Source organism: Cupriavidus sp. FW306-1B-F12B, from assembly GCF_058781795.1.
Genome location: NZ_JBYSXC010000013.1, coordinates 92,775 through 112,092, shown reverse-complemented (window position 1 = coordinate 112,092; position 19,318 = coordinate 92,775). Strand labels below are relative to the sequence as shown.

Below are 19,318 nucleotides of genomic sequence, written 5' to 3'. Positions count from 1 at the left end.
GAGCAGGACGCTAGCTGTTGCGCACCCAGGTCTTCCAGGCAATCCACAGCTTGCGCAGCGGGGTCAGCGCAATGCGCTGGTTCAGCACCTGGAACTGGCTCGCTTCCAGTTCGTCGAGCAGCGCGTGGTAGATCGCGCCCATCAGCAGGCCGGCGCGCTGGGCGCGGCGGTCCTGCCTGGGCAGCAGCGCCAGTGCCTCATGGTACAGCGCGCGGGCCCGGCCGGCGTGGTACTGCATCAGCGCGACAAAGCGATCGGAATGCTGGCCCTTCAGGATCTCGGATGCAGGCACCTGGAACTGCTGCAGGGTATTGACCGGCAGGTAGATGCGCCCGCGCCGCGCGTCCTCGCCGACGTCGCGCAGGATATTGACCAGTTGCAGCGACTGGCCAAGCTTCTCGGCAAACACCAGGGTCTGCGGGTCGGTATAGCCGAACAGCCGCGCGCTGAGCGTGCCGACCACGCCGGCCACGCAATGGCAGTAGCGGGCCAGGCCGGGCTCGTCCAGGTAGCGGGTCTGGGTCAGGTCCATTTCCATGCCTTCCAGCACTTCGGACATCTCGCCCTGGGGCAGGCCGGCGCTGCGCACATGCGGCTGCAGGGCCTTGGTGGTCGGATGGGTCGGCTCGCCCTCGAACAGGCGGCGCAGCTCGGCGCGCCACCAGTCCAGCTGCTGGTGGGCCAGGCCAGCATCATGGCTGTCGTCGACCACGTCGTCGACTTCGCGGCACCAGGCGTACAGCGCGGTGATGGCGCGGCGGCGCTCGGCCGGCAGGAACAGGAAGCTGTAATAGAAGCTCGAGCCGCTCTGGGCGACTTTCTCTTGGCAATACTGATCGGGCGTCACGCCGGTCTCGGGTCGAAGATGTGGGGGGAAGCGCCAGCGGCGCGGCGGATTGTAGCATCGCGCCGGGCAGGGTATGGTCGCGCATGCCGAAGCCTGTCGGCGCAGTTCACCGGCCCGGAACGGCAACTGAGTCTTCATTCCAGCGGTTTCGTCGCCTGCCGTTTGACGCACCCGGGGTGCGTCGCTATATTACTGACCGGAAAGTTATTTATTGCCGATGCCGGCTGCGCGCGGCCATCCCCGCGCCTCGACGACTTCCCGGGCGCAGGGGATTGCGCTCACCGGCCAGTCTTGTCAGTGGTTCCATCCGACTTGTTGCCTACCGATGCCAGTGCTTTGCCAAGTGCCGGAAGTTGCGGCTGCAGATTCTCCTGTTGTTACGATGCCGCCGCGCCACCTCCGCCGAGGCGTGGCCGTGGCCACACTTTTGACGGCCAGCCTGCTGGCCCTGGCCGGCTGCGGCAAGAAGGCCGAGCCGGCGCCGGAGGTGCGCCCGGTGCGCCTGATGCAGCTGAGCCCGCACAATGGCAAGACCGCCTTCGAGTTCTCCGGCGACGTGCGCCCGCGCGTGGAGTCGCGGCTGGGCTTCCGCGTCGGGGGCAAGATCGCCGCCAGGCTGGTGGATGTGGGCGCGGTGGTCAGCAAGGGCCAGCCGCTGGCGCGCCTGGACCCCACCGACCTGTCGCTGGCCGAGGCCGGCTCGCGCGCCCAGTTCGAGGCCGCGAAGACTGACCGCGACCTGGCCGCCGCCGACCTGAAGCGCTACAACGACCTGTTCGCCAAGGGCTTTATCAGCGCTGCCGAGCAGCACCGGCGCCAGGCCAACTATGACGCCGCCGAATCGCGGCTGCGCCAGGCCCAGGCCGGGCTGCGCAGCCAGTCCAACCAGACCGGCTACGCGGTCCTGCATGCCGATGCCGACGGCGTGGTCACGGCGATCGATGCCGAGGTGGGCCAGGTGGTGACGCCGGGCCAGCCGGTGGTGCGCGTGGCGCAGACGGCAGAGAAGGAAGTCGCGATCGGCCTGCCCGAAGACCAGGTCGACCTGCTGCGCGGCATTACCGACGTGACCATCCATACCTGGGCCGAGCCGCAGCGCACGCTGCCTGGCCGCGTGCGCGAGATTGCCGCGGCGGCCGACCCGGTCACCCGCACCTATGCCACCCGCGTGACGGTGCCGAACCCGCCCGCCGACCTCAAGCTCGGCATGACCGCGGTGGTGACCTTCATGCGCACCGGCGCCACCCCGGCCATCCGGGTGCCGCTGACCGCGCTGCTGCAGGAGCAGGGCCGCAACCAGGTCTGGATCTATGACGCCGCCGCCGGCACGGTCAAGCCGGTGCCGGTGACGCTGGGCGAGGCCATCGGCAACGAGGTGGAGGTGCGCCAGGGCCTGGCCCCGGGCCAGACCATCGTCACCGCCGGGGTGCACCTTTTGCGCGCAGGCCAGAAGGTGCGACCGCTGCAGACGGTCGCGCCTGCGGCAGGGCCTGCATCGGCCCCGGCATCGGCACCGGCCGCCACCCCGAAGCAGGGGTGAGCGGATGGATCATTCCCGCTTCAACCTGTCGCGCTGGGCACTCGAGCACCAGCCGCTGACCCGCTACCTGCTGGTGGTGCTGCTGCTTGGCGGCATGCTGGCGTTCTTCCAGCTGGGCCAGGACGAGGATCCGCCCTTTACCTTCCGCGTGATGGTGGTGCAGGCCTTCTGGCCCGGCGCCACCGCCGAGCAGATCGCCGTCCAGGTGACGGACAAGATCGAGCGCCAGCTGCAGGAAGTGCCCTATGCGGACAAGATCCGCAGCTTCTCCAAGCCGGGCGAGACCACGGTGATCTTCCAGCTCAAGGACACCTCGCCGGCGAAGGAGACCGCGCAGGTCTGGTACACCGTGCGCAAGAAGATCGGCGATATCCAGCAGACGCTGCCCGCGGGCGTGCGCGGGCCGTTCTTCAATGATGAGTTTGGCGACGTGTACGGCACCATCTACGCGCTCTCCGCCGATGGCTTCAACTACAAGGAGCTGCGCGAGTACGCCGACCTGGTGCGCCAGGAACTGCTGCGCGTGCCGTCGGTGGCCAAGGTGTCGCTGATCGGCCTGCAGGACGAGAAGGTTTTCATCGAGTTCAACCAGGCGCGCTTTGCCCAGCTGGGGCTGGATATCAACGCCATCGCCGACCAGATCTCGCAGCAGAACAACCTGACCGGCAGCGGCGTGCTGGTCACCCCGACCGACAACCTGCAGGTGCGCCTGTCGGGCCAGTTCGCCAGCGTGGAAGACCTGGAGAACCTGGTGCTGCGCGGGCCCAACGGCATCGCCAACATCCGCCTGGGCGACATCGCGCACGTCTACCGGGGCTATGTCGACCCGACCCAGACGCGCATGCGCTTCAACGGCAAGGACGTGATCGGGCTGGGCATTTCGATGCAGAAGGGCGGCGACATCATCGAGCTGGGCAAGAACCTGCGCACGGCCTTTGACCAGCTGCGCGGCCAGCTGCCGGTAGGCATCGAGATGGACCAGGTGCAGGACCAGCCGCAAGCCGTCAAGCGCTCGGTCGGCGAGTTCGTGCGCGTGCTGATCGAGGCGGTGGTGATCGTGCTGGCGGTCAGTTTCATTGCGCTGGGCCTGCATACGCGGCCCTTGCGGCTGGACGTGCGTCCCGGGCTGGTGGTGGCGCTGACGATCCCGCTGGTGCTGGCCGTGACCTTCCTGTTCATGCATATCTTCGGCATCGGCCTGCACAAGATCTCGCTCGGGGCCTTGATCGTGGCGCTGGGACTGCTGGTGGACGACGCCATCATCGCGGTCGAGATGATGGTGCGCAAGCTGGAAGAGGGTTTCTCCAAGATGGAGGCGGCCACCTTCGCCTATACCTCCACCGCGATGCCGATGCTGACCGGCACGCTGATCACCGCGGCCGGCTTCCTGCCGGTGGGCCTGGCGCGCTCGACGGTGGGCGAATACACCTTCGCGATCTTTGCGGTGACGGCGCTGGCGCTGGTGCTGTCGTGGCTGGCGGCGGTCTATTTCACGCCCTACCTGGGCTACCTGCTGCTCAAGACCCGCGGCCCCGGCGCGGGCGAGGCCCACGAGGTCTTCGACACGCCGTTCTATGCGCGCTTTCGCCGGCTGGTGGACTGGTGCGTGAGCTGGCGCAAGGTGGTGATCGCGATCACGCTGGTGGCCTTTGCGCTGGGGATCTACGCCTTCAAGTTTGTCGAGAAGCAGTTCTTCCCCGATTCCAGCCGCCCCGAGCTGATGGTGGAACTGTGGATGCCCGAGGGCACCAGCTTTGCCCAGATGGAAACCGAGGCCAAGCGCTTCGAGCAGCTGGTCGGCAAGGACCGCGAGGTCGAGAGCCTGACCACCTTCGTCGGCACCGGCGCGCCGCGTTTCTACCTGCCGCTGGACCAGATCTTCCCGCAGACCAATGTGGCGCAGGTGATCGTGATGCCGGTCAGCACCGAGGTGCGCGATGCGCTGCGCCGCCGCATCATCAAGCTGATGGATGCCGAATTCCCGTACCTGCGGGGCCGCGTCAAGCTGTTGCCCAACGGGCCTCCGGTGGCCTATCCGGTGCAGTTCCGCGTGATCGGGCCGGACGCCGCCGGGGTGCGCCAGCTGGCCGACCAGGTCAAGGCCGAGATGCGCGCCAACCCCAACACCGTCGGGGTCAACGACAACTGGAATGAGAACGTCAAGATGCTGCGCCTGGAGATCGACCAGGACAAGGCGCGCGCACTGGGCGTGACCACCAATGCCATCGCCCGCGTCACGCAGACCGTGCTGAGCGGCGTGCCGGTGGGCCAGTACCGCGACGGCGACAAGCTGATCGACATCCTGATGCGCACCCCGCGCAGTGAGCGCGACGCGATCTCGGACCTGAACAACATGCTGGTGCCGACCAACACCGGGCGCATGGTGCCGCTGACGCAGGTGGCGCGCGTGACGCTGCGCTCGGAACCGGGCGTGGTGTGGCGCGAGAACCGCGACTTCGGCGTGACCGTGCAGTCCGACGTGGTCGACGGCATCCAGGGCCCGACGGTGACCGCGCAGATCAACCCGAAGCTGGACAAGCTGCGCGCGCAGTTGCCGCCAGGCTACCGCATCACCGTGGCCGGCGCGGAAGAAGAGAGCGGCAAGGCTGGCGCTTCGATCGCGGCGCAGCTGCCGCTGTGCATCTTCATCATCTTCACGCTGCTGATGCTTCAGCTGCACAGCTTCTCGCGCGCGGCCATGGTGTTCCTGACCGGCCCGCTGGGCCTGATCGGCGCCGCCGCCACGCTGTTGCTGCTGCGCGCGCCGATGGGGTTTGTGGCGCAGCTGGGCATCACCGCACTGCTGGGCATGATCATCCGCAACTCGGTGATCCTGGTCGACCAGATCGAGCAGGACGTCAGCGCCGGCGTGCCGCAGTGGACCGCCATCGTCGAAGCCGCGGTGCGCCGCTTCCGGCCGATCATCCTGACCGCCGCCGCGGCGGTGCTGGCGATGATCCCGCTGTCGCGCTCGATGTTCTGGGGGCCGATGGCGGTGGCGATCATGGGCGGGCTGATCATTGCCACGGTGCTGACGCTGCTGTTCCTGCCGGCGCTGTATGCGGCGTGGTTCCGCGTCAAGCGGCCGGAGGGCGGGGTGTCGGCGCTGGCGAGTTGAGGCGCGGCGCGGTTCAGGCTGCGGCTTCGCGGAAGCCGCGGGCCGGTCCTGGCGAGACGATGCCGGCATCGACCTCGCCGTCGGCATGCCGCGTGCCCTTTGCGTTACTGGTTCAAGCCTGGTGCGCCATGATCCGCTCCGCCAGAGCGACCAGGCTGCGGTCACTGCCCGCCGGCCCCAGCAGCGAGATGCCGAGCGGTGCGCCGTCGCGGCCGGCCAGCGGCAGGTTCAGCTGCGGGAAGCCGCTCAGCGGCGTCAGGCACAGCGTCTGGGCGGCGAGGTTGCGGTAGGTCTCCAGGGACTCGATCGGTTCGGCGCGCAGCGGCGCGATATCGGGCATGGTCGGCAGCACCAGCACGCCGTCCGGCCCCAGCAGGCGGCCCAGGTGCGCGGTGAAGTCGCGGCGCACGGCACTGGCTTCGTCGAACTGGCTGCGGGTGACGGCCTTCGCGAAGGCGAAGCGTGCCGCGACATCGGCACCCAGCTCCAGTCCGTGTTGCTCGATCAGTTCGCCGTCGCTGTGCCATGCCTCCCAGCCCTGCACGTAGCGGAACGCCCACCACAGCTCGGACAGCGGCCGGTCGGCTACGGTGACTGGCGCGGCGTGGCCCAGCGCGGCTTCGATCCGGGCGGCAGCCGGCGCCAGCGCGTCGCGGGCCTCCGGGGTCGGCTGGCCGAACAGGTCGGTGGCAAACAGCAGCCGCGGCGCGGCCGGCAGCGGCGCCGGGTCCGCCCCGAACAGCACCTCGGCCACGCGCGCGAAGGTGCCGATGTCGCGCGCAAAGAAGCCGCAGGTGTCCAGGCTTTCGGACAGCGGCAGGCAGCGTTCCAGTGAAATGCGCCCGTGCGTGGGCCGGATGCCGAACAGGCCGCAATGGCTGGCCGGCGCGCGCACCGAGCCGCCGGTGTCGGAGCCCAGCGCAAAGTCGCACAAGCCGTTCGATACCGCCGAGGCCGAGCCCGACGACGAGCCGCCGGTGATGCGCTCCGGCGCCGCGCCGTTGACCGGGCGCCCGTAGTGGGCGTTCTGGCCGTTCATGGAGAAGGCCAGCTCGTCGGTGTGGGTCTTGCCGACGAAGGCGGCGCCGGCATCCAGCAGCCGCTGCACCGCCGGCGCGGTCGCGGCCTTGATGCCCGAGCGCGCCAGCACGTGCGGATTGCCGCCGCCGGTCGGATAGCCAGCTACGTCGAACAGGTCCTTCACGGCGAAGCTCAGGCCCCGCAGCGGGCCGCCGGCGGCGTGCGGGACGGTGATCTGTGGGTACGGCATGAAGGCACGGGCAGGATGGGTGGCAAGCGTCATGGGTGGCCTGGAATACGTTGGGGTTCTGGGATGGGGGTCATGCCGCGGTGGCGACCGCGGGCTCGGCGGCCAGCACGCAGCTGACGCGGTGGCCGGTGCCGACGGTGAGCGCCTGCGGCACCTCGGCCAGGCATTGCGGGCGCGCATGCGGGCAGCGTGGCGCGAAGGTGCAGCCCGGCGGCAGCGCGGCCAGGTCGGGCGGGGCGCCGCCGATGGCCTGCAGCCGCTGGCCGCGGTCCATGCCATGCTGGCGGCTTTGCAGCAGGGCGATGGTGTAGGGGTGGCGCGCCGCGCGCAGCAGGGTGCGGATCGGGCCTTCCTCGACAATGCGCCCGCCGTACATCACCGCGACGCGGTCGGCGATCTCCACCGCGGCGCCGATATCGTGGGTGACGAAAACAATGGACAGCCCCAGTTCGCGCTGCAGCTCGCGCAGCAGGATCAGCACCTGGATCTGCACGGTGGCGTCCAGCGCGGTGGTGGGCTCGTCGGCCAGCAGGATCCTGGGCCGCGCCGACAGTGCCAGTGCGATCATGGCGCGCTGGCGCATGCCGCCCGACAGCTCGTGCGGATACGCTGCCAGCCGCCGCTCCGGGCTGGGAATGCGCACGGACTCGAGCGCCTGCAGCGCGCGCGCGCGCGCCTCGGCGGCCGAGACCGTGTCGTGGGTGCGGATGCATTCGACGATCTGCTGGCCCACGGTGTAGACCGGGTCCAGCGCCAGCAGCGGCTCCTGGAACACCATCGCCATGGTGCCGCCGCGCAGCCGGGCCAGCGCGCGCTGGTCGAGCGCCATCACGTCGGCGCCGTCGACGCGGATCTGGCCTGCCATGCGGGTGCGGCGCGGCGGGTGCAGGCGCATCAGCGCGCGCAGCGTGACACTCTTGCCGGAGCCGGATTCGCCGATCAGGGCCACGGCCTCGCCGGCGCCCACGTCGAGCGAGACGCCGTTGACGGCGCGGATGGTCTTGCCGCCGCCGGAGAAGGTGACGTGCAGGTCCCGCACCGAGATCATCGGCGCGCCGGGTGTGCTTTGTGGGGTGGTGGACATGGTGGGCTCCTCAGGGCGCGGCGGCCAGCAGGCAGGCGACCGGATGCCCGGCCACCAGGTCGGTCAGCTGCGGCTCGCGCCGCCCGCACACGTCCTGCGCCATGGCGCAGCGCGGATGGAAACTGCAGCCGGACGGCGGGTTGATCGGGTTGGGCGGGTCGCCCGTCAGCGGCGCGACCGCGGTGCGGCGGTCCGGGTCCATCGACGGCATCGACGCCAGCAGCGCGCGCGTGTATGGGTGCGCCGGGTGCTGATAAAGGGTCTCGGTATCCGCGATCTCCACCACCTTGCCCAGGTACATCACCATCACGCGGTCGCACAGGTAGCGGATCACGTTGAGGTCGTGGCTGATGAAGACGTAGGTCAGGTCGAACTCGGCCTTCAGGTCCAGCAGCAGGTTCAGCACCTGCGCCTCCACCGACTTGTCCAGTGCCGAGACCGCCTCGTCCAGGATCACCAGGCGCGGGCGCAGCGCCAGCGCGCGGGCAATGTTGACGCGCTGGCGCTGCCCGCCCGACAGCTCGTGCGGGTAGCGCCCGGCAAAGCGCACCGGGTCCAGCCCGACGCGCTGCAGCAGGTAGCGGGCGCGCTCGGTGGCTTCGCGCGCCGGCACGCCATGGACGCGTGGCGTGAAGGCGATCGACGCCTCGATGGTCAGGCGCGGGTTCAGCGACGAATAGCTGTCCTGGAACACCATCTGCACCTGGCTGCGGAACTTCTTCATCGGCAGCTGGGCCGAGCCCACGCCCTGCGCGTCGAAGATCAGCTCGCCGCGGTCCTGCTGCGTCAGCTGCATCAGCAGCCGCGCGGTGGTGGACTTGCCGCAGCCGGACTCGCCGACCACGCCCAGGGTCTCGCCCTTGAGCACGTCGAAGCTGACGCCATCGACCGCGCGCACCGACGCGGCGCGCGCGCGCAGGCCGGGCAGGCCGGAGTTGATGGGAAAGTGCTTGACCAGCTGGTGGGCGATCACCAGTGGCTGCGCCGGGCCGCCGACATCGCGGCCGGCCTGTGGCGAAGGGGCCTGCATCAGTGCTGGCATGGTTCAGTCCTTGATTTCCATGGCCGAGCGGATGCCGTCGGCCAGCAGGTTGAACGAGACCGAGGTCAGGAAGATCATGGCGCCGGGCAGGGCGGCAACCCACGGCTGGGTGTAGATGGCCGTGCGCAGCGTGTTGAGCATCAGGCCCCACTCCGGCTCGGGCGGCTTGACGCCCAGGCCCAGGAAGGACAGCCCCGAGGCCAGAATCATCGACACCGAGATCAGGCTGGTGGCATAGACGAAGATCGGCCCGAGCACGTTGTTGAGCACATGGGCGCGCACGATGGTCAGCGACGACGCCCCGGAAGCACGCGCCGCGTCGACAAACTCGCGGTTGCGCACCTGGGTGGTCACGCTTTCGGCCACGCGCACGATCTGCGGGATAAAGACGATGGTCAGCGACAGCAGCGCATTGCCCACGCCCGCCCCCAGCGTGCCTGACAGCGCGATCGCCAGCAGCACCGACGGGAAGGCGTACAGGATGTCGGTGAGCCGCATGATCACGGTGTTGGTCCAGCCGCCGGCATAGCCGGCGACGATGCCGAATGCGCTGCCGATGACAAAGGCAAGCAGCACCGGCGTGATGCCCATGAACAGCGACAGCCGCGCGCCCAGCATCAGCCGCGACAGCATGTCGCGTCCCAGCTCGTCGGTGCCGAGCGGAAAGTGCTCGGTGCCGATCGGCTTGAGGCGCTTGAGGATCGATGTCGCGTACGGATCGGCGGGCATCAGTGCCGGGGCGAACAGCGCCATCAGCACCAGCCCCAGCAGCACCAGCGCGGCCAGCATGGCCAGCCGGTTGCGCAGCAGGCGCCGGCCGACCGTGGTCCAGTAGCCGGGCGAGCGCTGCACCGCGGCGGCGGCCGGTGATTGGTCGAGGGTCATGTCCATGTCGGCCTCCTCAGTTGCGCTGGATGCGCGGGTCGAACAGCGTCTGCAGCGCATCGACCAGCAGGTTGAGCAGCACGAAGAACAACGCCAGCACCAGGATGGTCCCCTGCAGCAGCGGGAAGTCGCGCTGGAAGATGGCGGCGTTGAGCAGGAAGCCCGTGCCGGGCCACGAGAACACGGTCTCGATCAGGATCGAGCCGCCCAGCAGGTAGCCCAGTTGCAGGCCCATTACCGACAGCGCGGTTGGCGCCACGTTCTTGAGCACGTGGCGGAACACGGCCAGGTCGGACAGGCCGCGCGCGCGCAGGCCGACGATGAACTCGTTGGCCAGGATCTCCGCCACCAGCGCGCGCACCGTGCGCGCCACGATGCCCATCGGGATCACAGACATGGTCACCGCCGGCAGCAGCATGTACTGCATGTGCTCCCAGTCCCACGCCCAGTCGCCCGAACCGCCCGGCCCGGCGCCGGTGGCCGGCAGCCAGCCCAGCAGCACCGAGAACGCGATCACCAGCACCATCCCCAGCCAGTAGTGCGGGATGCTGACGCCCAGCACCGACAGCAGCGACGCGGTGCGGTCGGCCACGGAATCGCGCAGGTAGCCGGCGACAAAGCCGAACAGGCAGCCGAAGCTGAAGCCGATCAGCGTGGCCACGGTGGCCAGGCGCAGGGAATTGACCACGGCGGCGCCGACTTCGGCCATCACCGGTCGGCTGGTGGCGATCGAAGTGCCCAGGTCGCCCTGCAGCGCACGGCCCAGCCAGTGCACGAATTGCTCCAGGAAGGGCTTGTCGAAGCCGTAGAGTGCGGTCAGCTGGCGGCGCAGGTCTTCCGAGGCGTCGGGCGGCAGCACCGACACCAGCGGATCGCCGGGGGCGATATGGACCAGCGAGAAGCACAGCAGCGCCACCCCGAGCAGGATGGGAATGGCATAGAGGATGCGGCGGAACAGGTATTGCATGGGAGGATCCGGCAAGTTGGGGCGTGCGTGCGCCGTGCGCGGCACGCGGGGAAGACCGGGCGGGGTTGCCGGGCCGCGCGGGCGGCGGGCTGCCGCGCGGCGTCCGTCGGGCGCGGCCGGGATCAGTCCATCGACATTGTCGCGATATCGATAAACCAGCTCTGCGGCTGCACCACGCCCTTGACCTTCTTCGAAATCGCGCGCGGGCCGACGTCGTGCGCGATCAGCACGAACGGCGACTCCTCGACGATGCGGGCATGCAGCCTGGCCAGCGCCGCGTCGCGCGATTTCTCGTCAAACGCGGTGCGCGCGTTCTCGATCAGCTTGTCAAACTCGGCATTGCCGAAGTAGCCCCAGTTGTTCGAGACCGGCGGCTGGGTCTTGGTGCTGACGAAGCGGACCATGGCAAAGAACGGGTCCATTGCCGCAAAGCTGACGTTGATTGCGTTGGCGCCGTGCGCGCTGGCGTCCTTGGCGCCGACGCGCCAGTTGGTGAAGAGGGTGTTCCACTCGACCACGTCGAAGTCGACGTCGATAAAGCACTCCTTCAGGTTCTGCTGCACGTACTCGTTCATCGGCAGCGGCTGCATCTGGCCGGAGCCCGACGCCGACACCTGCACCTTGACCTTGACCGGTTTGGCGGCCGAGTAGCCGGCCTCCTGCATCAGCTTCTTCGCCGCGGCCGGGTCGTACTTGATATCGAACTTCGGATTGCCCCACCACGGATTGCCGGTCTCGACGATGCCCTTGGCCTCGGCCATGTACCCGCCCAGCAGGGTCTTCAGGCCGCTGCGGTTGACGCACAGGTTGGCGGCCTGGCGCACACGCTTGTCCAGCCATGGCGAGCCGGGCGCGAACGACAGCTGCCACGGCCACATATGCGGCTGCGCGTTGGCATAGACCTGGAAGCCGCGGCTCTTGATCTGGGTGATGGCGTCGGGTGCCGGGGCTTCGATCCAGTCGACCTGGCCCGACAGCAGCGCGGCGGTGCGCGCGTTGGCCTCGGGCATCGGCACCATCACCACCTTGTCGATCTTCGGCACGCGCTTCGCGTCCCAGTATTGCGCATTGCGCACCACTTCCAGGCGCTCGCGCGGCACGAAGCGGCTCATCCTGAACGGCCCGGTGCCGGCGGCGTCGGCGGCAAACGCGACCCAGGCCTGCTTGGAGCGCTCGACCGGATCGGTGACCGAGGCCGGCACCGCGGCGAATTTCTTCTCCCACTGCGTGGGCGAGGCCATGAACAGGTTGGTCAGGTTGTAGGGCAGGAACGAATCCGGCTCGGAGGTGACCAGCTCCACGGTGAGGTCGTCGATCTTCCTGGCCGTGCGCAGCGTCGGCATGCGCGAGGCGGTCACGCCGACCTGGCTGGGATCGAACTGCCTGGCGGTCTTGTCCAGCACTTTGCCGACGTTCCAGACCACGGCATCGGCGTTGAACGGGGTGCCGTCGTGGAACTTGACGCCGGGGCGCAGCTTGAACACCCATCTGGTCTTGTCGGCGGCGTCGACCTTCCATTCGGTGGCCAGGCCCGGGATCAGCAGGCTGGGGCCGTTGCCCCGGGACAGGTCCCACTGGGTGAGGCCGTCGTACATCGGGATACCGGAGAAGCGGTTGCCCTCGAAGCCCTGGTCGGGCTGGCCGAGCGTGCGCGGGATGTCGGCGGCGGTCATGCCGATGCGCAGCACCTTGTCGGCATGGGCGGCACCGGGCAGCGCGAGCAGCGCCAGCACGGCGGCGCTCATGACCGAGGCAGCTGACTTGAGACCTTTCGCGAGAAGGGAGGGATCGTGGTGCACAGGCTTGCTCCTGGGTTGGCTTGAGGGGACGGATGTCTGCAAAGCAAGTCATGTGCCACGGTGGCAGGGCCGGGAATGCGGGCCGAAGTGCCGGCGACGGTGGTCTGCTTCTTGCTGAACCTGCTGCCGTTTCCTCTCCCTCCCCCTACCCGCAACCAGACATGGACCAGCTACACCTTCCCTGCATCAATGGCGCCCGCCTGTGGCAATCGCTGATGGACCTCGCCGCGATCGGCGCCACGCCCAGGGGCGGCGTGTGCCGCATCGCGCTGACCGAAGCCGACCGCAAGGGGCGCGACCTGGTGGTGCAGTGGTGCCGCGAGGCCGGGCTCGAGGTGCGCGTCGACGAGATCGGCAACGTCTTCGCGCGCCGCGCCGGCAGCGACCCCGACGCGCGCGCCGTGGCCACCGGCAGCCATATCGACACCCAGCCCTCGGGCGGCAAGTTCGACGGCAACTTCGGCGTGCTGGCCGGCCTGGAAGTCATGCGCACGCTCGACGACCTGGGCATCGTCACGCGCGCGCCGCTGGAGGTCGCGTTCTGGACCAACGAGGAGGGCACGCGCTTCACGCCGGTGATGATGGGCTCGGGCGTATTTGCCGGAGAGTTCGACGCGGCTTTTGCGCGCGCGCAGACCGATGTGGATGGCGTCAGCGTGGGCGACGCGCTGGCGGCGATCGGCTACCGCGGCGCGCAGCCGGCGGGCGCGGTGCCGGGCGGCATGTTCGCGGCCTACTTCGAGGCGCATATCGAGCAGGGGCCGGTGCTGGAGGCGGCAGGTCTGCCGATCGGCGTGGTCTCGGGCGCGCTGGGCCAGCAGTGGTACGACGTGACCGTGACCGGCATGGACGCGCACGCCGGCCCGACGCCGCTGACGCTGCGCCACGACGCGATGCTGGCGGCCGCGCGCATGGTCGAGGCGGTCAACCAGATCGCGCGCGACGAGGCGCCGCACGGGCGCGGCACGGTCGGCTATCTGCAGGTCACGCCGAACTCGCGCAACGTGATTCCGGGCCGGGTCGATTTTTCGGTCGACTTCCGCAACCTGTCGCAGGCTGGCCTGGACCGCATGCATGCGGCCATGCAGGCGGCGTTCGAGGGCATTGCCGTGGCCGCCGGCGTGGAGGTCGAAATCTGCCAGGTGGTGAAGTTCGAGCCGTGCGTGTTCGCGCCCGAATGCGTTGACAGCGTGCGGCGCGCGGCCACGGCGCTGGGCCTGCCGCATATGGACGTGGTCAGCGGCGCTGGCCACGACGCGGTCTACGTCGCGCGGCGCGCGCCCACAGGCATGATCTTCGTGCCGTGCAAGGACGGCATCAGCCATAACGAGCTGGAAGACGCGCTGCCCGAGCACATCGAGGCGGGCGCCAACGTGCTGCTGCAGGCCATGCTGGCGCACGCGCGCTAGGCGCCCGCGCCAGATCCAGAGGCTAGTTGCAGATCGTGCCGGGAACCGGCTTGCCCGAGGCGGTCAGCCCCTGGCACGCATCGCCGCTCGCCAGGCTGGTATCCGAGGCCGCGGCCGGTGACAGCTTGAGCTTGCCTGCCACGGTGCAGCACCCGCGGGCTGGCGGCGGCGCTGGCGTGCGCTTGGTCGCCGGCAGCGGCGCCGGCCCACCGGCTTCCGCGGTTTCTTCCGCGTCAGGAAAGACGCACTGCCCTTGCTGGCAGATCCGCTCTCCTTTGCACTGCATGTCGTACTGGCATCCGGCAGCATAGGCGAGCGATGACCAGCCAGCGGCCATCGACGCTGCCAACAGCAAGGCAGGGAATTTCATATGCCCTCCGATCAGGGCTGAGGTGAAGATGCCGGAGCGGCTCGGTGCCGCCCCGACACCTTCAGCATAGATCGCGGCAAGGGTCCGCGAAAGGCACTGGCACTCAGGTGTTCTACCACCCCTGCGCGAGTTGGCCGGCCTTCGCCGTGCCGGGCCTCAGTGTGCGATCGAACGCGAGATCGCCCGCGCGCATTCCAGCACCAGCGGCGCCAGCTTTTTCTGCGCCTCGGCCATGCTCCAGCGGCTGGCCGGCGGCGACACGTGCACCGCGCCGACCGCAACGCCCTGGCTGTTGACGATGGGCGCGGCCAGGCCCATGTCGCCGATGAACAGTTCCTCTTCATTGCTGGCGTAGCCCAGCCGGCGGCACGCCGCCACGCGCTCGAAGATCGCATCCACGCCGGTCAGCGTCGAGGGCGTGCGCGCCACGCGCGCCGACTGCTCCAGCATCGCCAGGACCTGCTCGTCGGGCAGCGTGCTGAGGTAGGCCCGGCCGGAGCTGGTGCAATACATCGGGATGCGCATGCCCACCGGCGTCAGCACCGGCATGTGTTTGGCGGTCATCAACTGGGCCACGTAGACCATGTCCAGCCCGACCGGCTCGGTCAGGTTGGCGGTCTCGCCGCTGGCTGCGGCCAGCTGCGACAGGTAGGGGCTGGCCACCGGGATCAGCGCATCAGCCGCCAGGTAGTTGTAGCCGATCTCCATCACCCGCGGCGTCAACCGGAAGCGCCGCGTCTGCGGGTGCTTGTCGACATAGCCCAGCGCTTCCAGGGTATGGATGGTGCGCTGCGCCGAGCTCTTGTTCATGCCGGTCAGCGCGGCCAGTTCCGACAGGGTCAGCGTACGGTGGACGCCGTTGAAGGCGCGCAGGACTTCGAGGCCTTTTTCGAGCGACTGGTTGAACAGCGGGTTGTCGCGGTCGGGCGCGGGTGACGGGACGGGTTTTGACGGCATAGTTGCGTCGCGGGCGAAGGGACCGGGCAGCACCATCCACGGGATGGCTGCACCACGATGAGTGAGTATTGCACCAATATACGTATGTATCGATTATCGATATGATGGCGAAATGATACCGTCACTGGCGCAGGCTGGAAAGTGGCGCGGGGGTGCCTGCCGGAAAAAGCGTGCCGAAGGGGATTGGGAAACGGAAGTTGTCAGCCCGCCACTAGAAGGGCGGGTGGTGCGAGGGAGGGGACTCGAACCCCTACACCATTGCTGGCGTCAGGACCTAAACCTGGTGCGTCTACCAATTTCGCCACCCTCGCGGTCCTTGCGGCGCTGCCCGGGCGGGCGGCCGCGATGCTCGCTGGCTTGCTCCGGACAGGAAAGCAAAAAAGGCGGCTGGAACTGCCCGCCTTTCTTCTGTCCGCGCTGCCGGCCCTGGCGGCCGAACCGTGGTGTCGGCATGGCTTGCGCCTGCAGTGCAACGAGGCTGCGGATTGTAGCGCAAGGCGCGGGGGGAATCCAGCCCTGCCAGGTGCTCCGGTGGCCGCGGCAAGCGGCAGGGATATATTGTCGGCTTTCCAGTGGCCGCACACATGCCGATGACTGCCTTCCCGACCCTGACCCCGCTGCGCTGGCGCCTGCTGTTCTGGGGCTGCGCGGCCGCGGTGCTGGCGCTTTCGCTGATGCCGCCGACGCAGCCCCTGCCGACCACCGGCTGGGACAAGTCCAACCATATGCTGGCGTTCGCGGTGCTGGGCGTGCTGGGCCGGCGCGCCTACAACGGCCGTGGCTGGGCCGTCTTGCTGGGGCTGGTGGCGTACGGCGCGCTGATCGAACTGCTGCAGGGGCAGACCGGCTACCGCGAGGCCGAGTGGCTCGACCTGCTGGCCGACAGCGTCGGCCTGGCCGCGGGCATGGCGCTGGACTGGCTGGTGCGCCGCCTCAGTTCTCCTCGGCTTCGAGCGTGAACTTTGCGCCGTCGTCCTGGCCGAGCAGGTCGGTCAGCACCGGCATGGCCTGCTGCAGCGATTCCTTCAGCCGCCACGGCGGATTGACGATGAACATGCCGCTGCCATGCAGGCCCAGGCCGCCCTCGACCGGATGCCTGACGGTCAGGGTCACGTGCAGCCAGCTCTTGAGCGGCAGGCCCTTGAGCTGCACCGGCAGCTGCGCCGATTCGCGCCGCTGCACCTGCGGGTACCAGACCGCATAGACGCCGGTGGCAAATCGCTCCAGCCCGTCGCGGATGGTCTGCACGGTGCGGGCGTAGTCCTGCTTGTCCTCGTAGGACGGGTCGACCAGCACCAGCGCGCGGCGCGGCGGCGGAGGCAGGATGGCCTTGATGCCGCCGAAGCCGTCGCCGTCGTACAGCATGACGCGGCGCCCGGCGCCGCGGAAGTTGTCGCGCAGCACCTGGATCTCGGTGCTGTGCAGCTCGAACAGCCGCAGCCGGTCGTGCTCGCGCAGCATCTGCCAGGCCAGCCAGGGCGAGCCGGGGTAGTGGCGCAGGTTGCCGTCCGGGTTGAGCGCGCGCACCTGGTCCAGGTATTCGTCCAGCATCGCCGGCAGCTGGGTGCCGCTGGCGGCGGCGCGCCACAGCGGCGCGATCCCGGTTTCGAATTCGGCCTTCTTTTGCGCGTAGGCGTGGTCCAGCGCATAGAGGCCGGCGCCGGCATGGGTGTCGATATACCAGAACGCCTTGTCCTTCTGCGCCAGGTGCTCGAGCAGTTGCACCACGACGGCGTGTTTGAGGACATCGGCATGGTTGCCGGCGTGGAAGGCGTGACGGTAGCTGAGCATGTGGAGCGGGGGCGCCTGGGCGGCGCAAATCAAGGGGCAGGGCGGTGCGGTCTGCGGGAAGGCCGCTATGCTACCATCCGGCGCGAATTACCAAGCCCGCTCCCACGCCCCGGCGAATCCGCCCGGGCATTTTGCTTTTCGCCGAGTTTCCCTGTCCCATGCCGCGCGCATTAGAGCCCGCCGAGCCGATCCTTTCTGCCGAAGGCATCCCGTATTCGCCCCGCTACGACGACGTCTACCACAGCACCGAAGGCGGGCTGGCGCAGGCCGCCCATGTCTTCCTGGGTGGCAACGGCCTGCCGCAGGCGTGGGCCGGTCAGCGCCAGTTCGTCATCGTCGAGACTGGCTTCGGCCTGGGGCTGAATTTCCTGGCTACCTGGCAGGCGTGGCGCGATGATCCCCAGCGCTGCGGCACGCTGCATTTCGTCTCGATCGAAAAGCACCCGTTCACCCGCGAAGGGCTGGCGCAGTTGCACGCCAGGCTGGACGGGCTGCAGCCGCTGGCGCAGGCGCTGCAGGCGCAATGGCCGCTGGCGCTGCCGGGCCTGCACCGCCTGGCCTTCGACGGCGGGCGCGTGGTGCTGACGCTGGCGCTGGGCGATATCGAGCAGATGCTGCCGCGGCTGGCGGCCGGCGCGGATGCCTTCTACCTGGACGGTTTCGCGCCGGCGCGCAATACGGAGATGTGGTCGCCGCAAGTGTTCCGCGGACTGGCGCGGCTGGCCCGGCCAGGCGCCATGCTGGCTACATGGGCGGCCGCGGGCTTTGTGCGGCGCGGGCTCAAGGAGGTGGGTTTCGAAGTCAGCAGGGCGCCCGGCTTTGGCGGCAAGTGGCAAATGACCGTCGCGCGCTTCCGCCCGCAATGGAAAGCGCGCCGCCATGCGCCGCCACTGCCGGCCCAATGGTCCGAGCGCCATGCCATCGTGATCGGCGCCGGCCTGGCCGGCTGCGCCGTGACCGAGCGGCTGGCCGCGCGCGGCTGGCGCGTGACGCTGTTCGATGGCCACGACGGGCCGGCGCGGCAGACCTCGGCGCATCGCGCGGCGGCCATGCATGCGCATGTGTCCGCCGACGACAGCCTGCTGTCGCGGCTGTCGCGCGCTGGCAACCAGTACGCGCTGCGTGCCTGGGCGGAGTTGGCCGAGGCCGGCCATGCGGTCGGCTGGCATGGCTGCGGCGTGCTGCAGATCGGCGAGGACGAAGCCGAGGGCCAGGCCCAGCGCGCCGCGCTGGCGGCGATGCGCTTGCCGGAAGGATTCGTGCGCTGGATGAGCGCTGAAGAGGCGGCAGCGGCCCACCATGCCGGCGTGCCGCGTGGCGGCCTGTGGTTCCCGCAAGGCGGCTGGGTGGCGCCGCCTGACATCTGCGCGGCGCAGCTGGCGCAAGCGGGCGCTGCGGTGACGGCACGTTTCCGCTGCCGGGTTGCTGCAATCGCGCGCGTCGACGGGCAATGGCAGGCGCTCGGGCAGGACGGCGACGTGCTGGCATCGGCGCCGGTGCTGGTACTGGCCAACGCACATGAGGCGCTGCAACTGCTGCCGCAGCAGCACTGGACCATGCGGCGCGTGCGCGGGCAGCTGACCACGCTGGCATCCGCGCAGGTGGATGCGCTCGGCGGCTGGCCGGATTGCGTGGTGACTGGTGCCGGCTACCTGCTGCCGCGCACCGCGGACGGCGCTGGCCGGGTCGGCTCCAGCTACGACGCCGACGAGGGCCCACTGGTGGAGCAGCCGGCGGTCCACGCGGCCAACCTGGCGCGCCTGACCGGCATGCTGCCGCGCCAGGCCGATGCCGTGGCAGCCATCGATCCCGCGACGCTCTCCGGCTATGTCGGCGTGCGCACGGTCACGCACAACCGGCTGCCGCTGGTCGGCCAGGTGCCTGACGAGGCCGCCGCGCTGGCGCAGGCCGCATCGCTGCGCGGCGCGCACTTGCGTGACCTGCCGCGCATGGCCGGGCTCTACGCCGCCCTTGCATATGGCTCGCGCGGCCTCACCTGGGCAGCGCTGGGCGCGGAACTGCTGGCCAGCCAGATCGAGGGCGAGCCGCTGCCGCTGGAGTCGGACCTGGCCGATGCGATGGATCCGGCACGCCTGCTGCTGCGCGCCCTGCGTCACGGGCACACGGGATAGCGCCGCGGGGCCGGCGGGCGGTTCCAGGCCCGTTCCGGGCAAAATCTGCCGGAAGCGAATGAAAACCGTGCGATAATCCCCGTTTTCCGTTTGCGCGGAGCTTCCCG

Annotated in this window: 15 protein-coding genes and 1 tRNA gene; 5 read left to right on the top strand and 11 right to left on the bottom strand. The window is 69.3% G+C overall.

Annotated elements, in window-relative coordinates:
* Nucleotides 1-10 precede the first annotated feature (10 nt).
* Nucleotides 11-847, bottom strand: a complete 837-nt coding sequence (hpnD, locus tag AC3WLE_RS21380) for a presqualene diphosphate synthase HpnD (protein ID WP_492321385.1) — start codon at nucleotides 845-847, stop codon at nucleotides 11-13.
* Nucleotides 848-1,229: 382 nt separating this feature from the next.
* On the opposite strand from hpnD, the gene AC3WLE_RS21375 reads away from it, so the two are divergent.
* Both AC3WLE_RS21375 and AC3WLE_RS21370 read left to right on the top strand, forming a co-directional pair.
* On the top strand, nucleotides 1,230-2,387 hold the full coding sequence (locus AC3WLE_RS21375; protein WP_492321386.1) for an efflux RND transporter periplasmic adaptor subunit: 1,158 nt from the start codon (nucleotides 1,230-1,232) through the stop codon (nucleotides 2,385-2,387).
* A 4-nt stretch (nucleotides 2,388-2,391) separates the two neighbouring features.
* Nucleotides 2,392-5,505 carry an efflux RND transporter permease subunit gene (locus AC3WLE_RS21370; RefSeq protein WP_492356309.1) on the top strand — a complete coding sequence of 1,038 codons (3,114 nt, stop codon included), beginning with the start codon at nucleotides 2,392-2,394 and terminating at the stop codon, nucleotides 5,503-5,505.
* A gap of 112 nt (nucleotides 5,506-5,617) precedes the next feature.
* On the opposite strand, the gene AC3WLE_RS21365 is transcribed toward AC3WLE_RS21370, so the two are convergent.
* From AC3WLE_RS21365 to AC3WLE_RS21340, 6 genes are all read right to left on the bottom strand, one after another.
* Nucleotides 5,618-6,808 carry an amidase gene (locus AC3WLE_RS21365; protein WP_492356308.1) on the bottom strand — a complete coding sequence of 397 codons (1,191 nt, stop codon included), beginning with the start codon at nucleotides 6,806-6,808 and terminating at the stop codon, nucleotides 5,618-5,620.
* A 37-nt stretch (nucleotides 6,809-6,845) separates the two neighbouring features.
* Complete coding sequence (locus AC3WLE_RS21360; protein ID WP_492321389.1) at nucleotides 6,846-7,859, bottom strand: ABC transporter ATP-binding protein; 1,014 nt, start codon at nucleotides 7,857-7,859, stop codon at nucleotides 6,846-6,848.
* 10 nt (nucleotides 7,860-7,869) lie between these two features.
* Entirely contained in the window at nucleotides 7,870-8,901 is a 1,032-nt protein-coding gene (locus tag AC3WLE_RS21355; protein ID WP_492321390.1) for an ABC transporter ATP-binding protein, read from the bottom strand.
* Nucleotides 8,902-8,904: 3 nt separating this feature from the next.
* Nucleotides 8,905-9,792, bottom strand: a complete 888-nt coding sequence (locus AC3WLE_RS21350) for an ABC transporter permease (RefSeq protein WP_492356307.1) — start codon at nucleotides 9,790-9,792, stop codon at nucleotides 8,905-8,907.
* Between the two features lie 10 nt (nucleotides 9,793-9,802).
* Nucleotides 9,803-10,753 (bottom strand): ABC transporter permease, encoded by a 951-nt coding sequence (locus AC3WLE_RS21345; protein ID WP_492321392.1) that lies wholly within the window; start codon nucleotides 10,751-10,753, stop codon nucleotides 9,803-9,805.
* 122 nt (nucleotides 10,754-10,875) lie between these two features.
* A complete protein-coding gene (locus AC3WLE_RS21340) occupies nucleotides 10,876-12,498 on the bottom strand; it encodes an ABC transporter substrate-binding protein (protein ID WP_492356306.1) in 1,623 nt (540 codons plus the stop codon).
* A gap of 215 nt (nucleotides 12,499-12,713) precedes the next feature.
* On the opposite strand from AC3WLE_RS21340, the gene AC3WLE_RS21335 reads away from it, so the two are divergent.
* A complete protein-coding gene (locus AC3WLE_RS21335) occupies nucleotides 12,714-13,961 on the top strand; it encodes a Zn-dependent hydrolase (RefSeq protein ID WP_492356305.1) in 1,248 nt (415 codons plus the stop codon).
* Nucleotides 13,962-13,983: 22 nt separating this feature from the next.
* Here AC3WLE_RS21335 and AC3WLE_RS21330 read toward each other — a convergent pair whose 3' ends face one another.
* The 3 genes from AC3WLE_RS21330 to AC3WLE_RS21320 all read right to left on the bottom strand — a co-directional run bounded on the left by AC3WLE_RS21330 (nucleotide 13,984) and on the right by AC3WLE_RS21320 (nucleotide 15,599).
* Nucleotides 13,984-14,331 (bottom strand): hypothetical protein, encoded by a 348-nt coding sequence (locus AC3WLE_RS21330; RefSeq protein ID WP_011615103.1) that lies wholly within the window; start codon nucleotides 14,329-14,331, stop codon nucleotides 13,984-13,986.
* Between the two features lie 156 nt (nucleotides 14,332-14,487).
* Nucleotides 14,488-15,288: an IclR family transcriptional regulator gene (locus tag AC3WLE_RS21325; RefSeq protein ID WP_492321395.1), complete on the bottom strand. Its 801-nt coding sequence runs from the start codon at nucleotides 15,286-15,288 to the stop codon at nucleotides 14,488-14,490.
* A 224-nt stretch (nucleotides 15,289-15,512) separates the two neighbouring features.
* Nucleotides 15,513-15,599, bottom strand: a tRNA-Leu gene (locus AC3WLE_RS21320).
* A gap of 273 nt (nucleotides 15,600-15,872) precedes the next feature.
* Between AC3WLE_RS21320 and AC3WLE_RS21315 the strand changes: the two genes are divergently transcribed.
* Nucleotides 15,873-16,247 carry a VanZ family protein gene (locus AC3WLE_RS21315; protein ID WP_492321396.1) on the top strand — a complete coding sequence of 125 codons (375 nt, stop codon included), beginning with the start codon at nucleotides 15,873-15,875 and terminating at the stop codon, nucleotides 16,245-16,247.
* Here the strand turns inward: AC3WLE_RS21315 and AC3WLE_RS21310 are convergent.
* On the bottom strand, nucleotides 16,222-17,079 hold the full coding sequence (locus AC3WLE_RS21310) for a 23S rRNA (adenine(2030)-N(6))-methyltransferase RlmJ (protein ID WP_492321397.1): 858 nt from the start codon (nucleotides 17,077-17,079) through the stop codon (nucleotides 16,222-16,224). The genes AC3WLE_RS21315 and AC3WLE_RS21310 overlap by 26 nt on opposite strands.
* A gap of 158 nt (nucleotides 17,080-17,237) precedes the next feature.
* Between AC3WLE_RS21310 and mnmC the strand changes: the two genes are divergently transcribed.
* Entirely contained in the window at nucleotides 17,238-19,211 is a 1,974-nt protein-coding gene (gene mnmC, locus AC3WLE_RS21305; protein ID WP_492356304.1) for a bifunctional tRNA (5-methylaminomethyl-2-thiouridine)(34)-methyltransferase MnmC2/FAD-dependent 5-carboxymethylaminomethyl-2-thiouridine(34) oxidoreductase MnmC1, read from the top strand.
* Nucleotides 19,212-19,318: the final 107 nt, after the last annotated feature.

Excerpts from the sequence above, each read along its gene's own strand:
- AC3WLE_RS21315 (WP_492321396.1), top strand. The coding sequence starts at position 15,873 with ATGCCGATGACTGCCTTCCCGACCCTGACCCCGCTGCGCTGGCGCCTG.
- AC3WLE_RS21365 (WP_492356308.1), bottom strand. The coding sequence starts at position 6,808 with ATGACGCTTGCCACCCATCCTGCCCGTGCCTTCATGCCGTACCCACAG.
- AC3WLE_RS21355 (WP_492321390.1), bottom strand. The coding sequence starts at position 8,901 with ATGCCAGCACTGATGCAGGCCCCTTCGCCACAGGCCGGCCGCGATGTC.
- mnmC (WP_492356304.1), top strand. The coding sequence starts at position 17,238 with ATGCCGCGCGCATTAGAGCCCGCCGAGCCGATCCTTTCTGCCGAAGGC.
- AC3WLE_RS21345 (WP_492321392.1), bottom strand. The coding sequence starts at position 10,753 with ATGCAATACCTGTTCCGCCGCATCCTCTATGCCATTCCCATCCTGCTC.
- AC3WLE_RS21360 (WP_492321389.1), bottom strand. The coding sequence starts at position 7,859 with ATGTCCACCACCCCACAAAGCACACCCGGCGCGCCGATGATCTCGGTG.
- AC3WLE_RS21325 (WP_492321395.1), bottom strand. The coding sequence starts at position 15,288 with ATGCCGTCAAAACCCGTCCCGTCACCCGCGCCCGACCGCGACAACCCG.
- AC3WLE_RS21340 (WP_492356306.1), bottom strand. The coding sequence starts at position 12,498 with ATGAGCGCCGCCGTGCTGGCGCTGCTCGCGCTGCCCGGTGCCGCCCAT.
- AC3WLE_RS21370 (WP_492356309.1), top strand. The coding sequence starts at position 2,392 with ATGGATCATTCCCGCTTCAACCTGTCGCGCTGGGCACTCGAGCACCAG.
- AC3WLE_RS21335 (WP_492356305.1), top strand. The coding sequence starts at position 12,714 with ATGGACCAGCTACACCTTCCCTGCATCAATGGCGCCCGCCTGTGGCAA.
- AC3WLE_RS21330 (WP_011615103.1), bottom strand. The coding sequence starts at position 14,331 with ATGAAATTCCCTGCCTTGCTGTTGGCAGCGTCGATGGCCGCTGGCTGG.
- AC3WLE_RS21375 (WP_492321386.1), top strand. The coding sequence starts at position 1,230 with ATGCCGCCGCGCCACCTCCGCCGAGGCGTGGCCGTGGCCACACTTTTG.
- AC3WLE_RS21350 (WP_492356307.1), bottom strand. The coding sequence starts at position 9,792 with ATGGACATGACCCTCGACCAATCACCGGCCGCCGCCGCGGTGCAGCGC.
- AC3WLE_RS21310 (WP_492321397.1), bottom strand. The coding sequence starts at position 17,079 with ATGCTCAGCTACCGTCACGCCTTCCACGCCGGCAACCATGCCGATGTC.